The sequence below is a fragment of the Nocardia sp. NPDC051900 genome (assembly GCF_044452545.1).
Lineage (GTDB): Bacteria > Actinomycetota > Actinomycetes > Mycobacteriales > Mycobacteriaceae > Nocardia > Nocardia sichangensis.
The window spans coordinates 156,368-175,265 of record NZ_JBITBU010000009.1 but is presented as its reverse complement, the minus strand read 5'-3'; the positions used below and the strand labels follow the sequence as shown (position 1 = coordinate 175,265).

20 protein-coding genes are annotated in these 18,898 nt (G+C 69.2%); 6 read left to right on the top strand and 14 right to left on the bottom strand.

Annotated elements, in window-relative coordinates; genetic code table 11:
* Positions 1–6: 6 nt before the first annotated feature.
* The 5 genes from ACIA5H_RS17480 to ACIA5H_RS17460 all read right to left on the bottom strand — a co-directional run bounded on the left by ACIA5H_RS17480 (position 7) and on the right by ACIA5H_RS17460 (position 6,811).
* Positions 7–1,728: an ABC transporter substrate-binding protein gene (locus ACIA5H_RS17480; RefSeq protein WP_397076780.1), complete on the bottom strand. Its 1,722-nt coding sequence runs from the start codon at positions 1,726–1,728 to the stop codon at positions 7–9.
* Positions 1,729–1,746: 18 nt separating this feature from the next.
* Entirely contained in the window at positions 1,747–2,982 is a 1,236-nt protein-coding gene (gene secF, locus ACIA5H_RS17475; RefSeq protein ID WP_355070482.1) for a protein translocase subunit SecF, read from the bottom strand.
* Between the two features lie 5 nt (positions 2,983–2,987).
* The gene (secD, locus tag ACIA5H_RS17470) at positions 2,988–4,667 is read right to left on the bottom strand and encodes a protein translocase subunit SecD (protein ID WP_355070480.1); all 1,680 of its coding nucleotides are present in this window, start codon (positions 4,665–4,667) and stop codon (positions 2,988–2,990) included.
* Positions 4,668–4,788: 121 nt separating this feature from the next.
* Positions 4,789–5,148: a preprotein translocase subunit YajC gene (gene yajC / locus ACIA5H_RS17465; protein WP_355070478.1), complete on the bottom strand. Its 360-nt coding sequence runs from the start codon at positions 5,146–5,148 to the stop codon at positions 4,789–4,791.
* Positions 5,149–5,320: 172 nt separating this feature from the next.
* Positions 5,321–6,811 carry a flavin-containing monooxygenase gene (locus ACIA5H_RS17460; RefSeq protein ID WP_397076779.1) on the bottom strand — a complete coding sequence of 497 codons (1,491 nt, stop codon included), beginning with the start codon at positions 6,809–6,811 and terminating at the stop codon, positions 5,321–5,323.
* Positions 6,812–6,847: 36 nt separating this feature from the next.
* Here ACIA5H_RS17460 and ACIA5H_RS17455 point away from each other — a divergent pair, with 36 nt between their 5' ends.
* Together ACIA5H_RS17455 and ACIA5H_RS17450 are read left to right on the top strand one after the other, a co-directional pair.
* Complete coding sequence (locus tag ACIA5H_RS17455; protein WP_355070474.1) at positions 6,848–7,513, top strand: TetR/AcrR family transcriptional regulator; 666 nt, start codon at positions 6,848–6,850, stop codon at positions 7,511–7,513.
* Between the two features lie 151 nt (positions 7,514–7,664).
* Complete coding sequence (locus ACIA5H_RS17450) at positions 7,665–8,228, top strand: DivIVA domain-containing protein (protein ID WP_355070472.1); 564 nt, start codon at positions 7,665–7,667, stop codon at positions 8,226–8,228.
* 36 nt (positions 8,229–8,264) lie between these two features.
* Here the strand turns inward: ACIA5H_RS17450 and ruvB are convergent, their stop codons facing one another.
* The 5 genes from ruvB to ACIA5H_RS17425 form a co-directional block, all read right to left on the bottom strand.
* A complete protein-coding gene (gene ruvB, locus ACIA5H_RS17445) occupies positions 8,265–9,347 on the bottom strand; it encodes a Holliday junction branch migration DNA helicase RuvB (RefSeq protein WP_355070470.1) in 1,083 nt (360 codons plus the stop codon).
* A 6-nt stretch (positions 9,348–9,353) separates the two neighbouring features.
* Positions 9,354–9,959 carry a Holliday junction branch migration protein RuvA gene (ruvA, locus tag ACIA5H_RS17440; protein WP_397076778.1) on the bottom strand — a complete coding sequence of 202 codons (606 nt, stop codon included), beginning with the start codon at positions 9,957–9,959 and terminating at the stop codon, positions 9,354–9,356.
* Complete coding sequence (ruvC, locus tag ACIA5H_RS17435) at positions 9,956–10,525, bottom strand: crossover junction endodeoxyribonuclease RuvC (RefSeq protein ID WP_379251073.1); 570 nt, start codon at positions 10,523–10,525, stop codon at positions 9,956–9,958. Before ruvC ends, ruvA begins: the two co-directional genes overlap by 4 nt.
* A gap of 50 nt (positions 10,526–10,575) precedes the next feature.
* The gene (locus tag ACIA5H_RS17430; RefSeq protein WP_397076777.1) at positions 10,576–11,055 is read right to left on the bottom strand and encodes an acyl-CoA thioesterase; all 480 of its coding nucleotides are present in this window, start codon (positions 11,053–11,055) and stop codon (positions 10,576–10,578) included.
* Between the two features lie 97 nt (positions 11,056–11,152).
* Positions 11,153–11,668 carry an O-acetyl-ADP-ribose deacetylase gene (locus tag ACIA5H_RS17425; RefSeq protein ID WP_355070464.1) on the bottom strand — a complete coding sequence of 172 codons (516 nt, stop codon included), beginning with the start codon at positions 11,666–11,668 and terminating at the stop codon, positions 11,153–11,155.
* A gap of 115 nt (positions 11,669–11,783) precedes the next feature.
* Here ACIA5H_RS17425 and ACIA5H_RS17420 point away from each other — a divergent pair, with 115 nt between their 5' ends.
* A complete protein-coding gene (locus ACIA5H_RS17420) occupies positions 11,784–13,220 on the top strand; it encodes an alpha/beta hydrolase (protein WP_397076776.1) in 1,437 nt (478 codons plus the stop codon).
* Between the two features lie 20 nt (positions 13,221–13,240).
* On the opposite strand, the gene ACIA5H_RS17415 is transcribed toward ACIA5H_RS17420, so the two are convergent.
* The gene (locus ACIA5H_RS17415; RefSeq protein ID WP_379251079.1) at positions 13,241–14,212 is read right to left on the bottom strand and encodes a GlxA family transcriptional regulator; all 972 of its coding nucleotides are present in this window, start codon (positions 14,210–14,212) and stop codon (positions 13,241–13,243) included.
* A gap of 97 nt (positions 14,213–14,309) precedes the next feature.
* Here ACIA5H_RS17415 and ACIA5H_RS17410 point away from each other — a divergent pair, with 97 nt between their 5' ends.
* Both ACIA5H_RS17410 and ACIA5H_RS17405 read left to right on the top strand, forming a co-directional pair.
* Positions 14,310–15,245 (top strand): NADP-dependent oxidoreductase, encoded by a 936-nt coding sequence (locus tag ACIA5H_RS17410; protein ID WP_397076881.1) that lies wholly within the window; start codon positions 14,310–14,312, stop codon positions 15,243–15,245.
* A 42-nt stretch (positions 15,246–15,287) separates the two neighbouring features.
* The gene (locus ACIA5H_RS17405; protein WP_355070461.1) at positions 15,288–15,494 is read left to right on the top strand and encodes a DUF5988 family protein; all 207 of its coding nucleotides are present in this window, start codon (positions 15,288–15,290) and stop codon (positions 15,492–15,494) included.
* Between the two features lie 176 nt (positions 15,495–15,670).
* Here ACIA5H_RS17405 and ACIA5H_RS17400 read toward each other — a convergent pair whose 3' ends face one another.
* The 3 genes from ACIA5H_RS17400 to ACIA5H_RS17390 form a co-directional block, all read right to left on the bottom strand.
* Positions 15,671–16,423 carry a YebC/PmpR family DNA-binding transcriptional regulator gene (locus tag ACIA5H_RS17400; RefSeq protein ID WP_355070459.1) on the bottom strand — a complete coding sequence of 251 codons (753 nt, stop codon included), beginning with the start codon at positions 16,421–16,423 and terminating at the stop codon, positions 15,671–15,673.
* A gap of 118 nt (positions 16,424–16,541) precedes the next feature.
* The gene (pdxT, locus tag ACIA5H_RS17395) at positions 16,542–17,198 is read right to left on the bottom strand and encodes a pyridoxal 5'-phosphate synthase glutaminase subunit PdxT (protein WP_379251082.1); all 657 of its coding nucleotides are present in this window, start codon (positions 17,196–17,198) and stop codon (positions 16,542–16,544) included.
* Positions 17,199–17,273: 75 nt separating this feature from the next.
* Positions 17,274–18,095 (bottom strand): acyl-CoA thioesterase II, encoded by an 822-nt coding sequence (locus ACIA5H_RS17390; protein WP_355070457.1) that lies wholly within the window; start codon positions 18,093–18,095, stop codon positions 17,274–17,276.
* A 105-nt stretch (positions 18,096–18,200) separates the two neighbouring features.
* On the opposite strand from ACIA5H_RS17390, the gene ACIA5H_RS17385 reads away from it, so the two are divergent.
* Entirely contained in the window at positions 18,201–18,827 is a 627-nt protein-coding gene (locus ACIA5H_RS17385; RefSeq protein ID WP_397076775.1) for a hypothetical protein, read from the top strand.
* Positions 18,828–18,898 lie beyond the last annotated feature (71 nt).

Below are 18,898 nucleotides of genomic sequence, written 5' to 3'. Positions count from 1 at the left end.
CGTCTATCACCGCTCCAGCACCCACCGGTCCATGTTCCAGCCGGTTCCGGCCTGGTTGGGGGCGGCGATCCCGTTGCGCAACCCCTTGCCGAAGGCGATCGTGCGCGGGGTGGCGAACAACGGAATGCTCGGCAGCTCCGCCCACAGCAGGTTCTCGGCCTCGGTGAGCAGATTCAGCTGTGCGGCCGAACTGTCGTCGGCCCCGAGCTGATCGGTGATCGCATCGTAACGGCCGTTGCCGTACCGTCCGAAATTGAGACCGTTACCGGTGCGCAACGCGCTGGTCGCGGCCACTCCCCCGATCGAGCCCGCCGGACCGGGGGCCGACGCGGTGCTGCCGAGGACGGCGTCGACCTTGCCCTCGGTGAGCCGGGCGGGAGTGAAATCGGGCGCTGCGGCGTCCACCACGGTGATGCCCGCCGGTTTGCAGGCCTCGGCGATCATGGTGACCGTCTGCGCGCGCCGGTCGTCCGGACCCGCGTAGCCGATGCGGACGGTGGGATTCGGGGCGCCGGAGGCGGCGACGGCCCTGGTCGCGTTCGCCACGTCACCGCCGGAATATTTGTTCGACGCGCCGATGACCGCCGGGTAGAGCAGTGAATCCTGTTGCAGGATATGCGCGTTCAGCGGTCCGGAGCCGAGCCCGGTCTTGGGTGCGTCCGGCACTTTCCCGAGCTTGTCGAACAGCGTCTGGCGCGGCAGGCACAGCGCGAACGCCCGGCGCGCCTCGACCGAGGCGAACACCCCGCCGGTGGACAGCGTCAACTGCTCGGCGCCGCGGCCGGGCAGGGTCTGCACCGAGAAACCGTTCAGATTCAGGTCCTTCACCGAGTGCGCGCCGACGTCGAGCACGCCGACGGCGTTGTCGCCGACCTTCTTCTTCAAGTCGAAGGTCTTCGGCCACACCACGATCCGCCCGGTCGCGGGTTTGTTTCCCCACCAGCGCTCGTTGGCCACCAGCACCAAACCGTCTTCGCTGCCGAAGGATTCGATGCGGTAGGGCCCCGACGAGGGGAACCGGGACAGGTCGAGCCGTCCGTCGGCCGGAATGGTCCATCCGGTGTTCCAGAACTCCGCGATCCTGCCGAGGGCATTCGGATCGCCGGTCTGCAACGCCGACACCACGTTGGGCACGTTCGCCACTTGGGCCGCGACGTGCGCGGGCATCAGCTCACCAGCCGCGAACAGGTTGCGCCACGGCAGGTACCGCCTGCCGGGCCGGAACACCACCGTGGCATCCCGCGAGCCGGGCTGGCAGTCGACCCGCTCGATGGCGTCGTAGCCGCTGGTGCTCGCGGCGTCGAACAGCGGAACGGGGCCCCGATCACCGGGTTTGGTGTACCGCCCGCTGCGGGCGGCCCAAGCCAGGACCAAGTCGTCGCAGGAGGTCGGCACACCGTCGGAATACACGCCGTCGGGATTGAGGCGGTACTGGATGGTCTGCGACTCGCCCGGCACCTCCTTGGCGGTCCCGAAGTCGGTGTCGGCGACCTGCTGGCCATCCGGACCGGTGTAGAAGAAGCCGGTCAGTACCCGGGAGAACACCGCGGAGGACCCGGAACTCGCCCCGAGCGAGCTGGCGCCGTTATAGGTGGCGATGGTGGCATCGGTCGCGTAGCCGATGGAGGGCACCTGATTCTTGCTGGAGCAGCCGACCATCAGCCCGGCGGCCAGCGTCCCCGCAGCGAGCGCTCCGATCAGTCGTACCGCACTGCGTGGCTGTCGCATGAAACCCCTTGCCTGGTGTCAGTTCCGCCTCTTGTGCCGTTTGCCGCTCGGGCGCGCGCCGGGTCGCGGCGCCTGCCCGGCCGCGCGCTGCTTGCGCGGCGCCTCTTCGTAGTCCCGCCCGGCTGCCACGCTCGCGCGGCGCTCCGCCGCGACGCCCGCACGGGCGCTCGCCGCGCCGGCCCGCTTGGCCAGAACCTTCTTCGTGTGCGCCGCCACAGGCCCCCAGCGTTCCTTGATCGAGACCAGCAGCGGAGTAGCGAAGAAGATCGAGGAGTACGTGCCGACCAGCAGACCCACCAGCTGTACCAGCGCCAAATCCTTCAGGGTGCCGACGCCCAGCATCCACACCGCGATCACCATCAGCCCGACGATCGGCAGGATGCCGATCAAGGCGGTGTTGATCGAGCGCATGAGCGTCTGGTTCACCGCGAGGTTGGCCTGTTCGCCGTAGGTGCGCCGAGTCAGGTGCAGGATACCGTGGGTGTTCTCCTCCACCTTGTCGAACACGACGACGGAGTCGTAGAGCGAGAAGCCGAGAATGGTCAGGATGCCGATCACGGTCGCCGGGGTGACCTCGAACCCGACCAGTGAGTACACGCCCGCGGTGACCGTGACGTCGAAGGCCAGCGCCGCCAGCGCCGCGATGGCCATGTGCGCCTCGTAGCGGATCGCGATATAGCCCGCGACGAGCACGAGGAACACCGCGAGCGCGATGATCGCCTTGCGCGTGATCTGGCTGCCCCAGGTCTCGCTGACGTCGGAGGTGCTGATCGCGGCCCGGCTCGGGTTGCCGGACTTGTCCTTCGGCTGGAACTCGGCGAACAGCGCGCTGTTGAGCGCCTCGACCTGCTTCTGGTTCAGCGCCTCGGACCGGATCAGCATGGTGGCCGATCCGCCCGCGCCGACGGTCTGCACCGAGACCGGGTCGGTGCCGATCGCGCCGCGGTAGACATCCTCCACCGCGCTGGTGGTCGCGTTCCCCGCCGGGAACTGGATGCGCGAACCGCCCTCGAAGTCGATGCCGAAGTTGAAGCCGCGGAAGATGATGCTGCCCAGCGAGACGAGCACGATCGCGGCGGTGATGATGTACCACATCCGGCGTTTGCCGATCACGTCGATCGCGCCGGTGCCGGTGTAGAGGCGGTTGAAGAAGCCGTGCTTGGGGGTCTGCGCGTCGCCGACCGCCGCGAACACGTCGGTGATCTCGGTGGCGCTCGTCTTGTCGAGCGACGGGGTGGTGTGGCTGTTGGTCATCGTCCTCACGCCTTCCCGAGTGCGGCCTCGGCCGCCTTCCGCTCGCGGGCGACCTGCTGGATCGCGCCGAGGCCGTTCACCGACGGCTTGGACCAGAACGCCGTCCGCGAAGCGAGCAGCACCAGCGGCGAGGTGACCAGGAACACCACGACCACGTCGAGGATCGTGGTGAGACCGAGGGTGAACGCGAAGCCCTTGACCTGTCCGACGGCCAGGATGTAGAGCACCGCCGCGGCGATGAAGCTGACCGCGTTGCCGGACAGGATGGTCCGGCGGGCGCGCTGCCAGCCGCGCGGAGCGGCGGAACGGAAGCTGCGGCCCTCGCGCATCTCGTCCTTGATGCGCTCGAAGAACACCACGAACGAGTCGGCGGTCATACCGATACCGATGATCAGACCGGCGATGCCCGCGAGGTCGAGCGTGAACCCGATCCAGCGCCCGAGCAGCACCATGATGCCGTACACCGCGAATCCCGATGCCACCAGCGACAGACCGGTGACGAATCCGAGCATCCGGTAGTACAGGAGGCAGTACAGCAGCACCACCAGCAGGCCGACCGCGCCGGCGAGCAGGCCCGCTTTCAGCGAGGACAGGCCGAGCGTGGCGGACACCGTCTCGGCTTCCGAGGTCTGGAACGACAGCGGCAGCGAGCCGTACTTCAGCGTGTTCGCCAGTTCCTTCGCCGACGTCGCGGTGAAGTTGCCGGAGATCTGGGTTCGGCCACCCTGCTGCGGGCCCTGCTGCACGACGGGCGCGCTGACCACCTTCGAGTCGAGCACGAACGCGACCCGCTTGTAGACGTACTCACCGGTGAGCGACGCCCACGCGTCACTGCCGCCGGACTTGAAGTCCAGGTAGACCTCGTGCCTGGCCTGCTGCTGGTTCAGGCCCGAGGTGGCGTCCTTGATCTCTTGGCCGTCGATGCGGCTCTTGTCCAGCAGGAAGACCTCGGTGCCGTCGGTCGAGCAGGTCACCAGCGGAAGGGCCGGGTCGTCGTTGCCCGCGAGCGGATCGGCCTTCCCGCAGTCCATGGTGGCCAGCGCGGCCTGCTGCACCGACTGGTCGGTGCTCTGGCGCAGGGCCTTGGCCGCCTGGATCTCCTTGGTCGACTCTTCGGTGGGCTCCAGACCGGGATTCGTGGGTGGCTGCGTCGGCTGCTGAGCGGGGAACACGCGCTGCTGCGGGGCGGGCGCGGGCTCGGTGGTCTCCGGCGCGGCGGGCTGCGTGGTCTCCGGCGTCGTCGGCTGCGCGGCGGGCGCGGGCTGGGTGCCCGGCGCGGTCTGCGGGGTCGCGCCGCGTCCCGCCGCGGGCACGGCCTGCAGCACGGGACGGATGTACAGCTTGGCCGTGGTCGCCAACGCGCGCGCCTGCTGCCCGTCGTCGCCGGGCACGGTGATCACGATGTTGTCGCCGTCGATGACGACCTCGGATCCGCCGACACCGAGGCCGTTGACCCGGTTCTCGATGATGTCCTGCGCCTTCTTCAGGCTGTCCTGGCTCGGCTTGCTGCCGTCCGGCGTGCGCGCGGACAGCGTGACGCGGGTGCCGCCCTGCAGGTCGATACCGAGCTTGGGTGTCGGGGACTTGTCACCGGTGAAGAACACCAGCGCATAGATCACGGCCAGCAGCGCGGCATAGACACCGAGCAGCCGCAGCGGGTGCGCCGATCCCTGGGAAGGTGGCACAGTACGTCATCTCCTAGGCGGGAAGTCGAGGATGGAACATGCGGACGTGCACCAGCGCCGCCGGGTGCGCGGACGGACGGCCGCGGCGACATCCGGCGAGGCCGGGGCACAACCGGAACGATCAGTCCTTGGTCAGGCGGGTCTCGGTCTGCTCGGCGGATTCCTCGACGGCCTCGGTGGTGTCCGAGCCGGTGGTCTCCGAGCCGGTCTCCTCGGTGCTCACCTGGTCGTCGGTGCGCACCTCACGGATGGCCTGGCGCAGCCACGTGGTGACCACGTCCTCGGCGATCTCGAGGTCGACCGTGGTGTCGTCGAGTTCGACCACGGTGCCGTACAGACCCGACGTGGTGACGACCTGATCGCCGATCTTCAGGCTGTCCTGCATCTGGGTGACCTTCTCGGCTTCCCGCTTCTGACGGCGGACACCGAGGAACATCGGCACGAGCAGGGCTACCAGTAGCAGCGGAAACAGCAGTTCCATCGTCGAAGTCAGTCCCTAGTGTCGTGGGTGGGATGGGCAAGTACCCACACAGTCTGCCAGTTCGCTGCGCGGGTGCCACACCCGCACGCCCGCTGGGCAGCTACAACGGCCCGGATCGCACACCGGCTCGCCCGCCGGGACACGCTCCGGCGGGCGAGCCGAGGTAACGGTGTCAGGCGGTCTTGCCGTAGACGTAGTCCTCCAGCGGGAAGGCGACCGCTTCGCGATGGGCGTTCAGTGTGCTGGTGGGCCGCAGCAGGGCGGCCTCGCCGTGCTGGTTGAAGTAGTAGCTGCGCGCGGTGGCGCAGTCGCCGCCGTAGAAGACCGAGGAGCCCAGCTTGTCGGTCACCCGGTTCAGGAACGCGGCGTTGGCCTGCTCGCTGACCTCGAAGGTGGTCTCGCCCCTGCGGCGCAACTCGCCGAACAATCTGCCCATGTGCTTCATCTGGGCTTCGATGGTGGTGAAGTAGGACAGGCCGCTGTAGGAGTACGGGCTGTTGAGGCTGAGGAAGTTGGGGAACTTCGGCACCGTGATGCCCTCGTAGGCTTGGAAACGGTTGTCCCGCCAGAACTTTCCGAGGTTCACCCCGTCGCGGCCGATGATCTCGATGGCCGGGAAGTTCACGTCCCACAGATTGAAGCCGGTGGCCAGGATCAGGGTGTCGATCTCGGTCTTGTGCCCGTCGGCGGTCACGATGCCGTCCGGCTCGATGTGGTCGATCGAATTCGTCTCCAGGCGCACGTGTGGCTGGTTGAACGTGGTGAAGTAGTGGTTGGAGAAGGTCGGCCGCTTGCACCCGAAATCGTAGTGCGGTGTCAGCTGCCTGCGCGTCGCCTTGTCGCGCACGGACGCCCGCAGGTGCGCCTTGGCCAGCGCTCCCGCCCCCTTGTTCAGCAGCTTGGCCTGCTTGAAATGCAGCACCCCGACCACCATCAGCGCCTCCAGCAGGCTGGTGTTGACCAGTCGCGCGGCCTTCTGCGTGGCGGGAACCCGTTCGAACAGCTTGCGCACCGGGGCGGGAATCGCGGTGTCGACCTTCGGCACCACCCAGATCGGGGTGCGCTGGAACACCGTGAGCGCCCGCGCCTTCTTGGCCACCTCGGGCACCAGCTGCACGGCGGTGGCGCCGGTGCCGATGATCGCGGCCGTGCGGCCGGTGAGGTCGAAGTCGTCCTCCCACGCGGTGGTGTGGATGATCTTGCCCGCGAACGAGTCGATGCCGGGGAACGGCGGGGTATAGGGCTGGGACAGGAATCCCGTCGCCGTCAGCAGGTATCGGCCCGTGACGGTTTCCCCGCCCGCGATCGAGACCACCCAGTGTTGCCGCTCTTCGTCCCAGCGCGCGCCGTCGACGACGGTGCCGAAGCGCATGCGCCGGCGCAGGCCGTACTTGTCGGCGACGTGCGCGGCGTACTTCTTCAGCTCCTCGCCCGGCGCGAACAGCCGCGACCAGTGCGGATTCGGCTCGAACGAGTAGGAGTAGGTGACCGAGGCGATGTCGACCGCGAGACCCGGATAGTGGTTGACGTGCCAGGTGCCGCCCAGGTCGTCCTCGCGTTCGAAGATGACGTAATTGCTCAGGCCGAGCCGATCGAGCTGAATACCGGCCCCCATACCGCCGAACCCCGCACCGACCACGACCGCGTCGTATTGAGGCGCCACACCGAACCTCCTGCTAGCTGAACCACATATCACGGAATGACACATCATTCCGTTTGTGATGACTGTATCATCGGAAAGGTGACGAAGCCATCCACGCGTGCCGAGCGACGGAAAGCCGAACTGCGCCAAGAGATCATCGACACCGCCTTCGTCTGTTTCGCGGAGAAGGGCTATCACGCCACCGGCATCGCCGACATCGCGGGACAGCTCGGCATCGGTCACGGCACCTTCTACCGCTACTTCAGCAACAAGCGCGAGATCATCGACCACGTCATCGATGACCTCGCCGCGCGCATCATCGCCGCCCTCGGCACCGAGAACGCCCCGGACGCCGCCGCCACCCTCGACGAATACCGCGCCCAGATCGACCGTATCGGGGTGGCCCTCACCGAAATCCTGCTGACCGATCGCCGGGTCGCCCAGCTGTTGCTGTTCCACGCCACCGGCATCGATGACGAACTCACCCAGCGGCTGTACGGATTGCTCGACACCGCCGATGCGCTGACCGCGGGCTATCTCGACCACGGTGTCGAGCAGGGCTACCTGCGCGCCGACCTGGACACGTCGAACACCGCGCGCGCGGTGACCGGCATGCTGATCGGGGGCATCGTCTACTCACTGCGCGAACCCGACGAGGCCGCGATCGCGGGGCTGAACCAGGCGATCCGCCGCCTGCTCGTGGACGGCGTGCGCAAGGACTGAGCACCTCGGCAATCCCCCTGACACCGCCACCGGCGCTAGGGTGAGGCGCACTGATCCGACGCTTTCGCCAGGGGGACGGCCCTTGTTCGCAAAAGGCCAGGGAATCGCGAAGTTTCCCTTCCGATCGGCCGGACGCGCCGAGCCTGACAGAATGTCGCCCGTGACTCCGGAGGACGTGCGCCGCACCCGTTTCGCGACCCCGACGCTCGGGCATCGCGGCTATCACGCGGACGAGGTGGATGCCTTCCTCGAACTCGTCGCCGCGACGCTGGCCGGGCACGGCGTTCTCGCCGCCGACGATCTGCGGCATGTCGGTTTCGGCGCGCCCCGGCTCGGCCAGCGCGGCTACCGCGCCGACCAGGTCGACGAGTACCTCGACCAACTGCGCGCGGAACTGGAGTTCCGGCAGCGCGGCGTCCGTCCGGTGCCCGCCGCGAACGGCAACGGCCACGCCATGCTCACCTTCGACGATGTGCAGCGCATGCGATTCAGCCAGGCCCCGGTGGGCAGGCGCGGATACAACGAGGAAGAGGTCGGCGCGTTCCTCGATCTGGTCGCCGCGACCCTCGCGCACGGCGGACCGGGCAGCCTCACCCTCACCGACGTCGAGGCCGTCCGCTTCACCGAGGCCCGCCTCGGCACTCGCGGCTACCAGCGCGACGAGGTCGACGCTTTCCGCGACTTGGTCGCCGCCGCCCTGCGCCATCGCCGCTGACCCGCCAGCGCGGCGGCGATCACCCGAGCGCGCGGCTCATTCGAACAGGTCGAGCGTGGGGTGCGGCTCGCGACCGCGCACTTCGATGGAACCGAACACCAGGTCGGGCGGCGGAACGAGACCGAGGTGCTCCCACGCGGCGGCGGTGGCGACCCGGCCGCGGGGTGTGCGCGCGACCATGCCCGCGCGAACCAGGAACGGTTCGCAGACCTCTTCCACGGTCGCGGCCTCCTCCCCGACCGCCACAGCCAAGGTGGACACCCCCACCGGGCCACCGCCGAAACTGCGCACGAGCGCGCCGAGCACCGCGCGGTCGAGCCGGTCGAGACCGAGCACGTCCACGTCGTAGACCTCCAGCGCGGCCTGGGCGATGGGGCGGGTGATCCGGCCGTCGGCACGCACCTCCGCGTAGTCGCGCACACGGCGCAGCAAGCGATTGGCGATACGGGGCGTGCCGCGTGAGCGGCCCGCGATCTCGGCCGCCGCCTCCTCCTCGATGACGACACCGAGGATGTGTGCCGACCGTTGCAAGATGCGCAGCAATTCGCCGGGTTCGTAGAAGTCCATGTGCCCGGTGAAACCGAAACGGTCGCGCAGCGGACCGGTCAGCGCTCCGGATCTGGTGGTGGCCCCGACCAGGGTGAACGGTGCGATATCCAGGGGAATGGAGGTCGCCCCCGGCCCCTTGCCGACGACGACGTCCACCCGGAAGTCCTCCATCGCCAGGTAGAGCATCTCCTCGGCGGGGCGCGCCATCCGGTGGATCTCGTCGATGAACAGCACGTCGCCCTCGACCAGGTTGCTGAGCATGGCGGCGAGGTCTCCGGCCCGCTCCAGCGCGGGACCCGACGTGATCCGCAGCGCGGTGCCGAGTTCGGCCGCGATGATCATCGCCATGCTGGTCTTGCCCAGACCAGGCGGTCCGGACAGCAGGACGTGATCCGGTGTGCCGCCGCGCTGTTTGGCGCCGCGCAACACCAGCGCGAGCTGTTCGCGGACACGGGGTTGACCGATGAAGTCGTCCAGCGACTTCGGGCGCAGACTCGCCTCGATCTCGCCGTCGGACTTCAGATAGTTTGCGCTGACCTGCGATTCGGCGGGTTCCTCAGGATGATCCATGACGCCTTACCGGTTCTTGCCGAGCAGGCCGAGCGCCGCCCGGAGGGCGGCGGAGGTGTCGGCGGCGGGCTGTTCCGCCAGCACCGCGTCGATCGCCTGTTCGGCCTGTCTGGCGGCGAAACCGAGGCCGACGAGCGCTTCGGTGACCTGGTCACGCACGGGGGTGACCACCGCGGCGGGCGCGGATCCGGGCGGGCCGGCAGGCACGGGAACGAGATTCACCTTGTCGCGCAGTTCCACCACCATGCGCTCGGCGCCGCGCTTGCCGATGCCGGGGACCCGGGTCAGTGCCGCCACGTTGCTCTCGGCCAGCGCTTTGCGCAGCGCTTCGGGTTCGAGTACGGCCAGCACCGCCATGGCCAGGCGAGGCCCGACGCCCGAAACGGTCTGCAACAGGCCGAACAGGTCGCGGGCCTCGGTGTCGGCGAAACCGTAGAGGGTCATCGAGTCCTCGCGGACGCTCATCGCGGTGTAGAGCCGGGTTTCCTCGCCTCGGGTGAGCCCGGCCAGGGTGGACGGAGTGGCATTGAGCCGGTAGCCGACGCCTGCCGCCTCGATCACCGTGTGGTCGAGGGCGATTTCCAGCACTTCACCGCGTACCGACGCGATCACCCGTGCACCGCCTTCCTTTGTTCGGCCAGCCGCTCCCGGTATCGGCGCTGCGCCGCGGCCGCCTTGGCCTCCGCCGCCGCCATCCGCTCCAGCAGCGGCGCTCGCCAACAATGGCAGATCGCCAGCGCCAGCGCATCCGCCGCGTCCGCCGGTTTCGGCGCGGACGGCAGCCCGAGGATACGGGTGACCATGGCGGTCACCTGCTTCTTGTCCGCGGTGCCGTTGCCGGTCACCGCGGCCTTCACCTCGCTGGGTGTGTGGAACGCGACCGGGATTCCCCGGCGCGCGGCGGCCAGCGCGATCACGCCGCCCGCCTGCGCGGTGCCCATGGCGGTACGGACATTGTGCTGAGCGAAGACGCGTTCGATGGCGACGGCCCCCGGCTCGTGGATGTCCATCCAGCGTTCGGCTGCGTCCGCGACCGCGAGCAGGCGCTGCGCCAGATCCATATCGCCGGGAGTGCGGACCACGTCGACGTCCACGGCGGTGACCTTCCGCCCCGATCCGCCCTCCACGATGCTGAGGCCGCAGCGAGTGAGTCCGGGGTCGACGCCCATCACCCGCACGACAACCCCTCTCGCAGACACGAACAACTGTTCGAGAGTCTAGCGGAGGCTTAGCCTTTCGCCGTCCAGCGACACAGCCCGGCTATTCGCCGACAACCGCCGCTTCCCGCGCGGCGCCCGGCAACCCCAGCAACTCCGGACGGCTCGCGCGTGCCGCCCACCGCCGCGCGGGGTCGGCCACGAGGCGCCGCCAGATCGAGCAAGCCACTGACATTGGTCACCGTCGCGGCCACCACGCCGTCGGCGCGGGTCAGGACGTGCTCGACACGATAGGTCTTGCCGTCTCCCCACTGCCAGGCGCACGAGACGTCCACGGTGTCGCCACCGCGGAGTTCGCGCTGGAAGCGGAGCACGGTCTCCAAGTTGACCGGCCCGAGCCCAGAGGCGATCAGCTCGTCCACCGACACGCCCGCCGCCTGAACACAGGCGAAACGGGCGTGATCGGCGAATTGGTGGTAGGCCGCGCCGGTGACGTGCAACTGGGGATCCAGGTCGGAGACCCGGATTTCGATGCGAGTACTGAACGACACGCGCCGACTATGTCAGCGAGGACCGACAAGTTCGGCCCACCGGTGCTGCGGACCTGCCGTACCCGTGACGACACGGCGGCTGCCGGCGCAGGAGGTCTCAAGTCCCGCAGACCTGCCGCGCGAACGCACCGTGAGCCCGTTCGTCGAAGAGAACGAATCGCGCCTCCGATACCGCCGTCTCGGTCGTACGAACCGTGTCGACAGCGATTCGCGCCCCGTCGTCCATCGGCCAGCCGAAGATCCCGGTCGAGATCGCCGGGAAGGCGACCGTGCGCGCCCCCAATTCGTCCGCCACACGCAAGGATTCGCGATAACAGGAGGCCAGCAGAGCGGAGCGGTCCTCGACGTCCGACCACACCGGCCCGACGGTGTGGATGACCCACCGCGCGGGAAGCCGACCCGCCGTGGTGGCCACCGCCGCTCCGGTGGCAAGTCCCGCTCCGTAGTGGGACGCCCGCAATCGGCGGCATTCCGCCAGGATTTCCGGGCCGCCGCGCCGGTGGATCGCTCCGTCCACTCCCCCGCCGCCGAGCAGCGACGAATTCGCCGCGTTGACCACCGCGTCGACCTCCTGTTCGGTGATGTCGCCGCGCACCAGCACCAGTTCGACCATGCTCGCATTCTCCTCGCGTACCCCGGACGGCACGACAACATTTCGGGCCGGTCGCACAGGAGGACCTGAGCCGATTCACAGCGTCTCTCGAGGAACCGCCTGCACAATGCCGGACGTGCCGATACTCGCCGCGCCCACGTCCCCGGCGCCACCGCAGGTTCCCCCGGCGAGTCCGGCCTCGAACCAGCAGCACACCTTCCACCACGGGATCTCACTGCTGCACGGCTGGCTGCCGGTGACCGTCGCGCTCCTCGCCGCGGTGGTCGTGCTGCTCGCCGTCGCTCGGCGCGGCAGACGGTGGTGGCTGATCCAGCTGCCGGTCTGCGTGGCACTCGGCGTCGCGGGAGCGCTGGGCGCCGCGTGGTACGTGGCCGACGAGGGACTGGCCTCCGATCCGGCGCCCACCCGATTGTGGGCGTGGGTCGGCGCGACCGCCGTCGCCATCGCCGTCGCGGTCGTCGGCTGGCCTGGCGCACGCTGGTGGCGGCGCGGGATCGCGGTCCTCGCCATCCCGCTGACCCTGGTGAGCACCGGAATCGTGCTGAACCAGTGGGTCGGCTACTACCCCACCGTGCAGGCCGCCTGGGGCGCGGTCACCGCGGGTCCGCTCCCGCACGAAACCGACCTCTCGGCGTTGCCCGGCCTGCGGAACACCGCCGTTACCGACGGCAAACTGGTGCCGGTGCGCATTCCCGACGCGGGCAGCGGATTCCCGCACCGCACCGAATACGTCTACCTGCCACCCTCGTGGTTCGCCGGGCCGACCCCGCCCGCTCTGCCGGTGGTGATGATGATCGGCGGCGAGTTCAACACGCCGGCGGACTGGATCCGCAGTGGCCAGATCATGCCCGCCCTGGACAGCTTCACCAAGGCCAACGGCGGACGCGCGCCGATCCTCGTCTTCGTCGACTCCAGCGGCAGCTTCAACAACGACACCGAATGCGTCGACGGCCCGCGCGGCGACGCCGCCGACCATCTGACCGAGGACGTGCCCGCCTATGTCGAATCGCGGTTCGGCGCCTCGGCCGATCCCGCGAATTGGGCGGTGGTCGGCTGGTCCATGGGCGGCACCTGCGCGGTGGACCTCGCGGTCATGCACCCCGATCTGGTCCACACCTTCCTCGACATCGCCGGTGACCTCGGGCCGTCGTCCGGCACCAAGGAGCAGACCATCGCCCGGCTCTTCGGCGGTGACTCCGCCGCATGGGCCGCGTTCGACCCGCTGACCGTCATGGCCGCGCACGGTCCCTACAGCGGCGTCGCCGGCCTGTTCGACGACCTCGTCCCCGCACAACGCTCCGGCGGGGGGACGAGGCGCGCGCCCGTTCCAGACGACGACCGCGCGGGCCTCGGCGGCCGTGACGGGATACCCGATTCCGGTGAGGTCGGAGCCGCCGACAAACTCTGCGCCGCGGGACGCGCGGTAGGCATCGATTGCACCGTCTACACCACCCAGGGCGGCCACACCTGGCAGTTCGCTTCGGCAGCGTTCACCTCGTCGCTGCCGTGGATCGCAGGCCGCGTGGGTCTGCCCGTCACGGCCGCCGACTGAACCGGTCGGCGCACCGGCGTTCAGCTCGCCGCGGCGCCTGCTCGTGCACGGAACGTACGCCGATAAGCCTGCGGTGACACGCCGATCGCGTCGGCCAGATGTTGACGCAACGAAGTCCCGGTGGCGAAGCCGACCTCGCCCGCGATGCGATCGACGGTCAGGTCGGTGGTTTCCAGCAAATGCCTGGCGCGGAAGACCCGCTGCTGGATCAGCCACCGTCCCGGGCTCATGCCGACCTCGTCGCGGAAGCGCCGGGCGAAGGTTCGTTTACTCATCCGGGCGCGGGCTGCCAGTTCATCGACGGTCAGCGGATGGCGCAGGTTCTCCAGAGCCCATTGCCGGACCGCGGCGGTCCCGGCCGACGTCTCGGGCGGCACGGGTTGCTCGATGTATTGCGCTTGGCCGCCGTCGCGCCACGGGGGAACGACGCAGCGGCGCGCGACCGCGTTCGCGACGGCGCTGCCGTGATCGCGCCGCACCAGATGCAGGCAGACGTCCAGTCCTGCCGCGGCGCCCGCCGACGTGAGGACGTCCCCGTCATCGACATAGAGCACGTCCGGGTCGAGGCGGACCCGCGGGAAGGTGCGCCGGAACAGACCGGCCTGATTCCAGTGCGTTGTGGCCGGTCGATCATCGAGCAGCCCCGCGGCCGCGGCGATGAAGGCGCCGGTACAGATCGCGACGATCCTGGCCCCCGCCGGAATCAGCGCGAACGCGTCGAGCACCGGCTGCGGCAGGGTGCCGGTAAGAGCCGTCGTGGTATCGCAGGCGGGCAGCACCACGGTGTCGGCGTTCCGCAAGGCGCGGCTGTCGTGGGCCACCGCGATGTCGAAATCGGCTGCGCTGCGCACCGGACGACCGTCGACCGAGCAGGTGATCACCTCGTATCTACCTGCCGCACTGCCGAAAACCCGATTCGGGATACCGAGTTCGAAGGGGTAGACCCCCGCCAGCGCCAACACCACCACTCGATGAGGCACCGTCGAATCCATGGCATGATCATATCGAAGAATGGCAATCGTGCCATTTTCTTTGCCGTCGGATACCGGCAGGCTGACAGCCGTGACCGAAATCGACAGCACCGCGACCATGCGCGCGATCAGCCAGCAGACCCTCGGCGGACCCGAGGTGCTCACCGAAGTGAAGCTGCCGCAGCCGGTGGCCGGCCCCGGCCAGATCCTGGTCCGGGTCCGCGCGGCCGGGCTCAACCCGACCGACTGGCGCCATCGCGCCACCGCGGGACTGTTCCTTCCCGAGCCGCCGTTCGTCCTCGGCTGGGACGTCTCCGGCGAGGTCGCGGCCACCGGCATCGGCGTCACCCTGTTCCGCCCCGGCGACGAGGTGTTCGGCATGCTCCCTTACCCGTACGGCCACGGTTCCTGCGCCGAATACGTCGTCGGCCCCGCCCGCGCCTTCGCCCCCAAACCGGCCGCACTCGACCACACACAAGCGGCGGCGATCCCGCTCGCCGCGCTCACCGCCTGGCAGGCGCTGGTCGACACCGCCGGGCTCAGCCCCGGGCAACGCGTACTGATCCATGCGGCAGCGGGCGGCGTCGGCCACTTCGCGGTTCAGATCGCCAAAGCGCGCGGGGCGTACGTCATCGGCACCGCCAGCGCGCCGAACCACGCGTTCCTGCGCGATATCGGCGCCGACGAGGTGATCGACTATCGCGACACCGACGTCGCCGAGGCGGTCCGCGACGTCGACGTGGTGCTGGACTCGATCGACGACGACAACAGCATCCGGTCCCTGCGCACCCTGAGTCCCGGCGGACTGCTGGTGACGTTGCGGGCCTTCGGCGCGGTCGACTTGGCAGGCGAGGCGGAGGCGCTGGGCGTGCGCGCGATCAGGATGCTGGTGGAGCACGATCACGCGGGCATGCTCGCTCTCGCCGGACTCGTCGAATCCGGCGCGTTGCGCCCGGCGGTCGCCCGGTCGTTCCCGCTGTCCGCGGCAGCCGACGCGCACGCGCTCGGCGATACCGGGCGAACCGTCGGCAAATTGGTACTCACCGTGCCATGAAATATGCCACGATCAGGCCCTTCGCGCTTCTACCATCCCAGGATGAGCAAAGGCGCAAAAGCAGTCCTCGAAGGCGGGCCGCACGATCTGCCCTCGCGCATCGTCCCGATCACCCCACCCGGCGTGGAATTGAAGGTGCCGTTCCGGGGCGGATACGAGCACTTCAAGGTCAGTCAGCGGGAGCAGGACACGCCTGAAGGGCGGCTGCGCGTGTACGAGTGGTGCGACCGCACCGAGATCGCGGAGTGAGTCCGGTCCCACCTCTCCGGCGGCCGCAGCGCCGACCGGAAGGTGGGGGTGCGGCCGCCGAGCGGTGCGCTGGGAACCAGGAATGAACCCACTCGGGGCGGCCCGTACACAGACCGGCCGCCCCGATTTCGCGCTCAGCATCCCGCCGTGCGGGAGTACGGCGCGCGGTCGATCGACTAGTCCTCGAGTTCAGCGAGCACGTCGTCCGGGATGTCGACGTTGGTGTAGACGTTCTGCACGTCGTCGCTGTCCTCGAGGGCATCCACGAGCTTGATCACCTTGCGGGCGCCGTCGACGTCCACCGCGACCGACACCGACGGCTGGAAGCCGGATTCGGCGGAGTCGTAGTCGATACCGGCGCCCTGCAGCGCGGAGCGGACCGCGATCAGATCGCCCGGCTCGCTGACGATCTCGAACGACTCGCCGAGATCGTTGACCTCCTCGGCGCCCGCGTCGAGCACGGCCAGCAACACGTCGTCCTCGGACAGCCCGTTCTTCTCCAGGGTGACGATGCCCTTGCGATGGAACAGGTAGGCCACCGAGCCAGGGTCGGCCATGTTGCCGCCGTTGCGCGTCATCGCGACCCGCACCTCGCCCGCGGCCCGGTTGCGATTGTCGGTGAGGCACTCGATCAGCACGGCGACGCCGTTGGGACCGTAGCCCTCGTACATGATCGTCTGCCAGTCGGCGCCGCCGGCTTCCTCGCCGCCGCCGCGCTTGCGGGCGCGCTCGATGTTGTCGTTGGGGACCGACGACTTCTTCGCCTTCTGGATGGCGTCGTACAGCGTCGGGTTGCCTTCCGGGTCACCGCCACCGGTCCGGGCCGCCACCTCGATGTTCTTGATCAACTTCGCGAACAGCTTGCCGCGCTTCGCGTCGATCGCAGCCTTCTTGTGCTTGGTGGTGGCCCATTTGGAGTGGCCGCTCATTCCCTACTTCCTTCAGGTCGGTGGCACGTCTGGTCGTGTGTACGGTACCGGCACCGCCGGGCGGACAACTTCTCCAGCCTACTCGGGCCTCCACCACGGCCGTACAGAGCGGCCCCGACTACGCGGCGGCCGAACGGACGATCTCCACGAACATGCGGTGCACCCGCAGATCGCCGGTGACCTCGGGATGGAACGACGTCGCCAGGACGTTGCCCTGCCGCACCGCGACGATCCGGCCCGCGGCGGGGCCATCCGGCACCGTGGCCAGCACCTCGACGCCCGCACCCGCCCGCTCGACCCACGGTGCGCGGATGAACACCGCTCGCACCGGGCCGTCGGTCAGGCCGGAGAACGGCAGGTCGGTTTCGAACGAGTCGACCTGACGGCCGAACGCGTTGCGCCGCACCGTCATATCGATGCCGGACAGATGCTGGGCGTCCGGGCGGGTGTCGAGCACCTCCGAGGCGAGCAGGATCATGCCCGCACAGGAACCGAACGCGGGCATACCGTCGCGCAGCCGCGCGCGCAGCGGCTCCAGCAGGTCGAAGGCCTGCAGCAGCTTGCTGATCGCGGTCGACTCGCCACCGGGCAGCACGAGCGCGTCCACGGCCGCGAGCTCCGACTCGCGCCGGACCAGCACCGGCTCGGCGCCGCAGTGCGCGAGCGCGGCGACGTGCTCCCGGACGTCGCCTTGCAGCGCGAGCACGCCGATCGTGGGACGGGACGGCGCCTGTCCGGTGTCGGCGGCGGGTGCGGTGACCGAGGAAGCGTTCACGCCGGAAAGCTTACGAGCCGTACCGATGTGGGCCCGCTCACGGTCGGCCGCATCCGCGTCGCGATGGCCGCCGGGTCAGTCCTCCCGCAGCCTGCGGATGAGGCCTTCCTGCACCACGGCCGCGACCAGCGTGCCTTCTCGGGTGAAGATCTTGCCGCCGGTCAGCCCCCGGCCGAAAGCCGCTGAGGGCGAGGACTGGTCGTAGAGCAGCCATTCGTCGGCGCGGAACGGGCGCAAGAACCACATCGCGTGGTCGAGCGAGGCATTCTGGGTCGGCTCGTCGGGATGGATCACCTTCGAGGAACCCAGCAGCGTCATATCGCTCATGTAGGCGAGGGTGCACACGTGCACCAGCGGATCGTCGGGCAGCAGGTGCCGGTAGCGGAACCACACCTGCTGCTGGGAGACCACACCATCGCGGCGGGACACGTTCTCGTGCGGGACCATGCGTATGTCCCAGTGTTCCCACTCCCGCATCGCCCATAGCCGTTCTGGCGTCATCGTGGTGCTGGCGTCGGGCAGATCCTCCGGCATCGGGACATCGGGCATGACATCTTGATGCTCGGGCCCTTCGTCGCCGACGTGGAACGAGGCCGACATGGTGAATATCGCGGCGCCGTCCTGGATGCCGGTCACCCGGCGGGTGCAGAACGACCGCCCGTCCCGGATGCGCTCGACCTGATAGACCGTCGGCTCCTGCGGATTGCCCGGACGGAGGAAATAGCCGTGCAGGGAGTGCACCTGGAATCGCGGTTCCACCGTCCGGACCGCGGACACGAGCGCCTGGCCGGCAACCTGGCCGCCGAACGTGCGCGCGAGCTGGGTCTTGGTGGACGCGCCACGGAAGATGTCCCGCTCCAGCCGCTCTATCTCCAGCGCCTCTTCGATTGTCGCCATGCGCAGAGATTATCCCGGCCGCTCACGGCGTCGCCGTTCGGCCGCCGGTGAACGCCTGGCTACGCCCACGCCGCACCGGCCGTCGCACTTTGCTGAGATGGATGGGTGCCGCGCTTCCTGCCCATCACGCCCGACGCCCTCGTCACGCAGGTGATCCAGCCCGTGCTGACCGCGAACGCACACACGGTGATCGCCGTCGACGGCGCGGATGCCGCACAGCCGGTGACGTTCGCCGACCGGATCGTGGAGGCGCTGCGCGATGCGGGCCGGTCGGCCCACGTGGTCTCCCTGCACGACTTCGTGCGTCCCGCCTCGCTGCGCATGGAGTTCGGCCGCACCGACGAGATGTCCTATCGCACCGCGTGGTTCGACTACGCCGCGCTGCGCCGCGAAGTCGTGGAGTCTCTGCGCGAGCACGGCCGGTGGCTGCCCGCGTTGTGGGATGAAGCCGCCGACCGCTCCGCGCGCGCCGCGATCCGCACGGCGCCGGCCGCGACCACCGTTGTCGTCGCTGGCCCGATGCTCGCGGGCCGCCACCTCGACGCCGACCTGATCCTCCGGCTGGACCTGTCCGAGGCCGCGCTCCGCCGCCGTACCCCGCCCGACGCGCAGTGGACCATCCCGGCCTTGCTGCGGCACGATGCCGATCACCCCTACACGCCGACCTTCTTCGTGCGCTGGGACCACCCTGATCGTCCGGCGCTTCGAGTCGACCAGGACCGGGCCGACTAGGTTCCCGGGTCCTTGCCGATTACCGCTCGAGCTCGGCTTCTGCGGTGAGGCACAATCTCATCATTGGATGC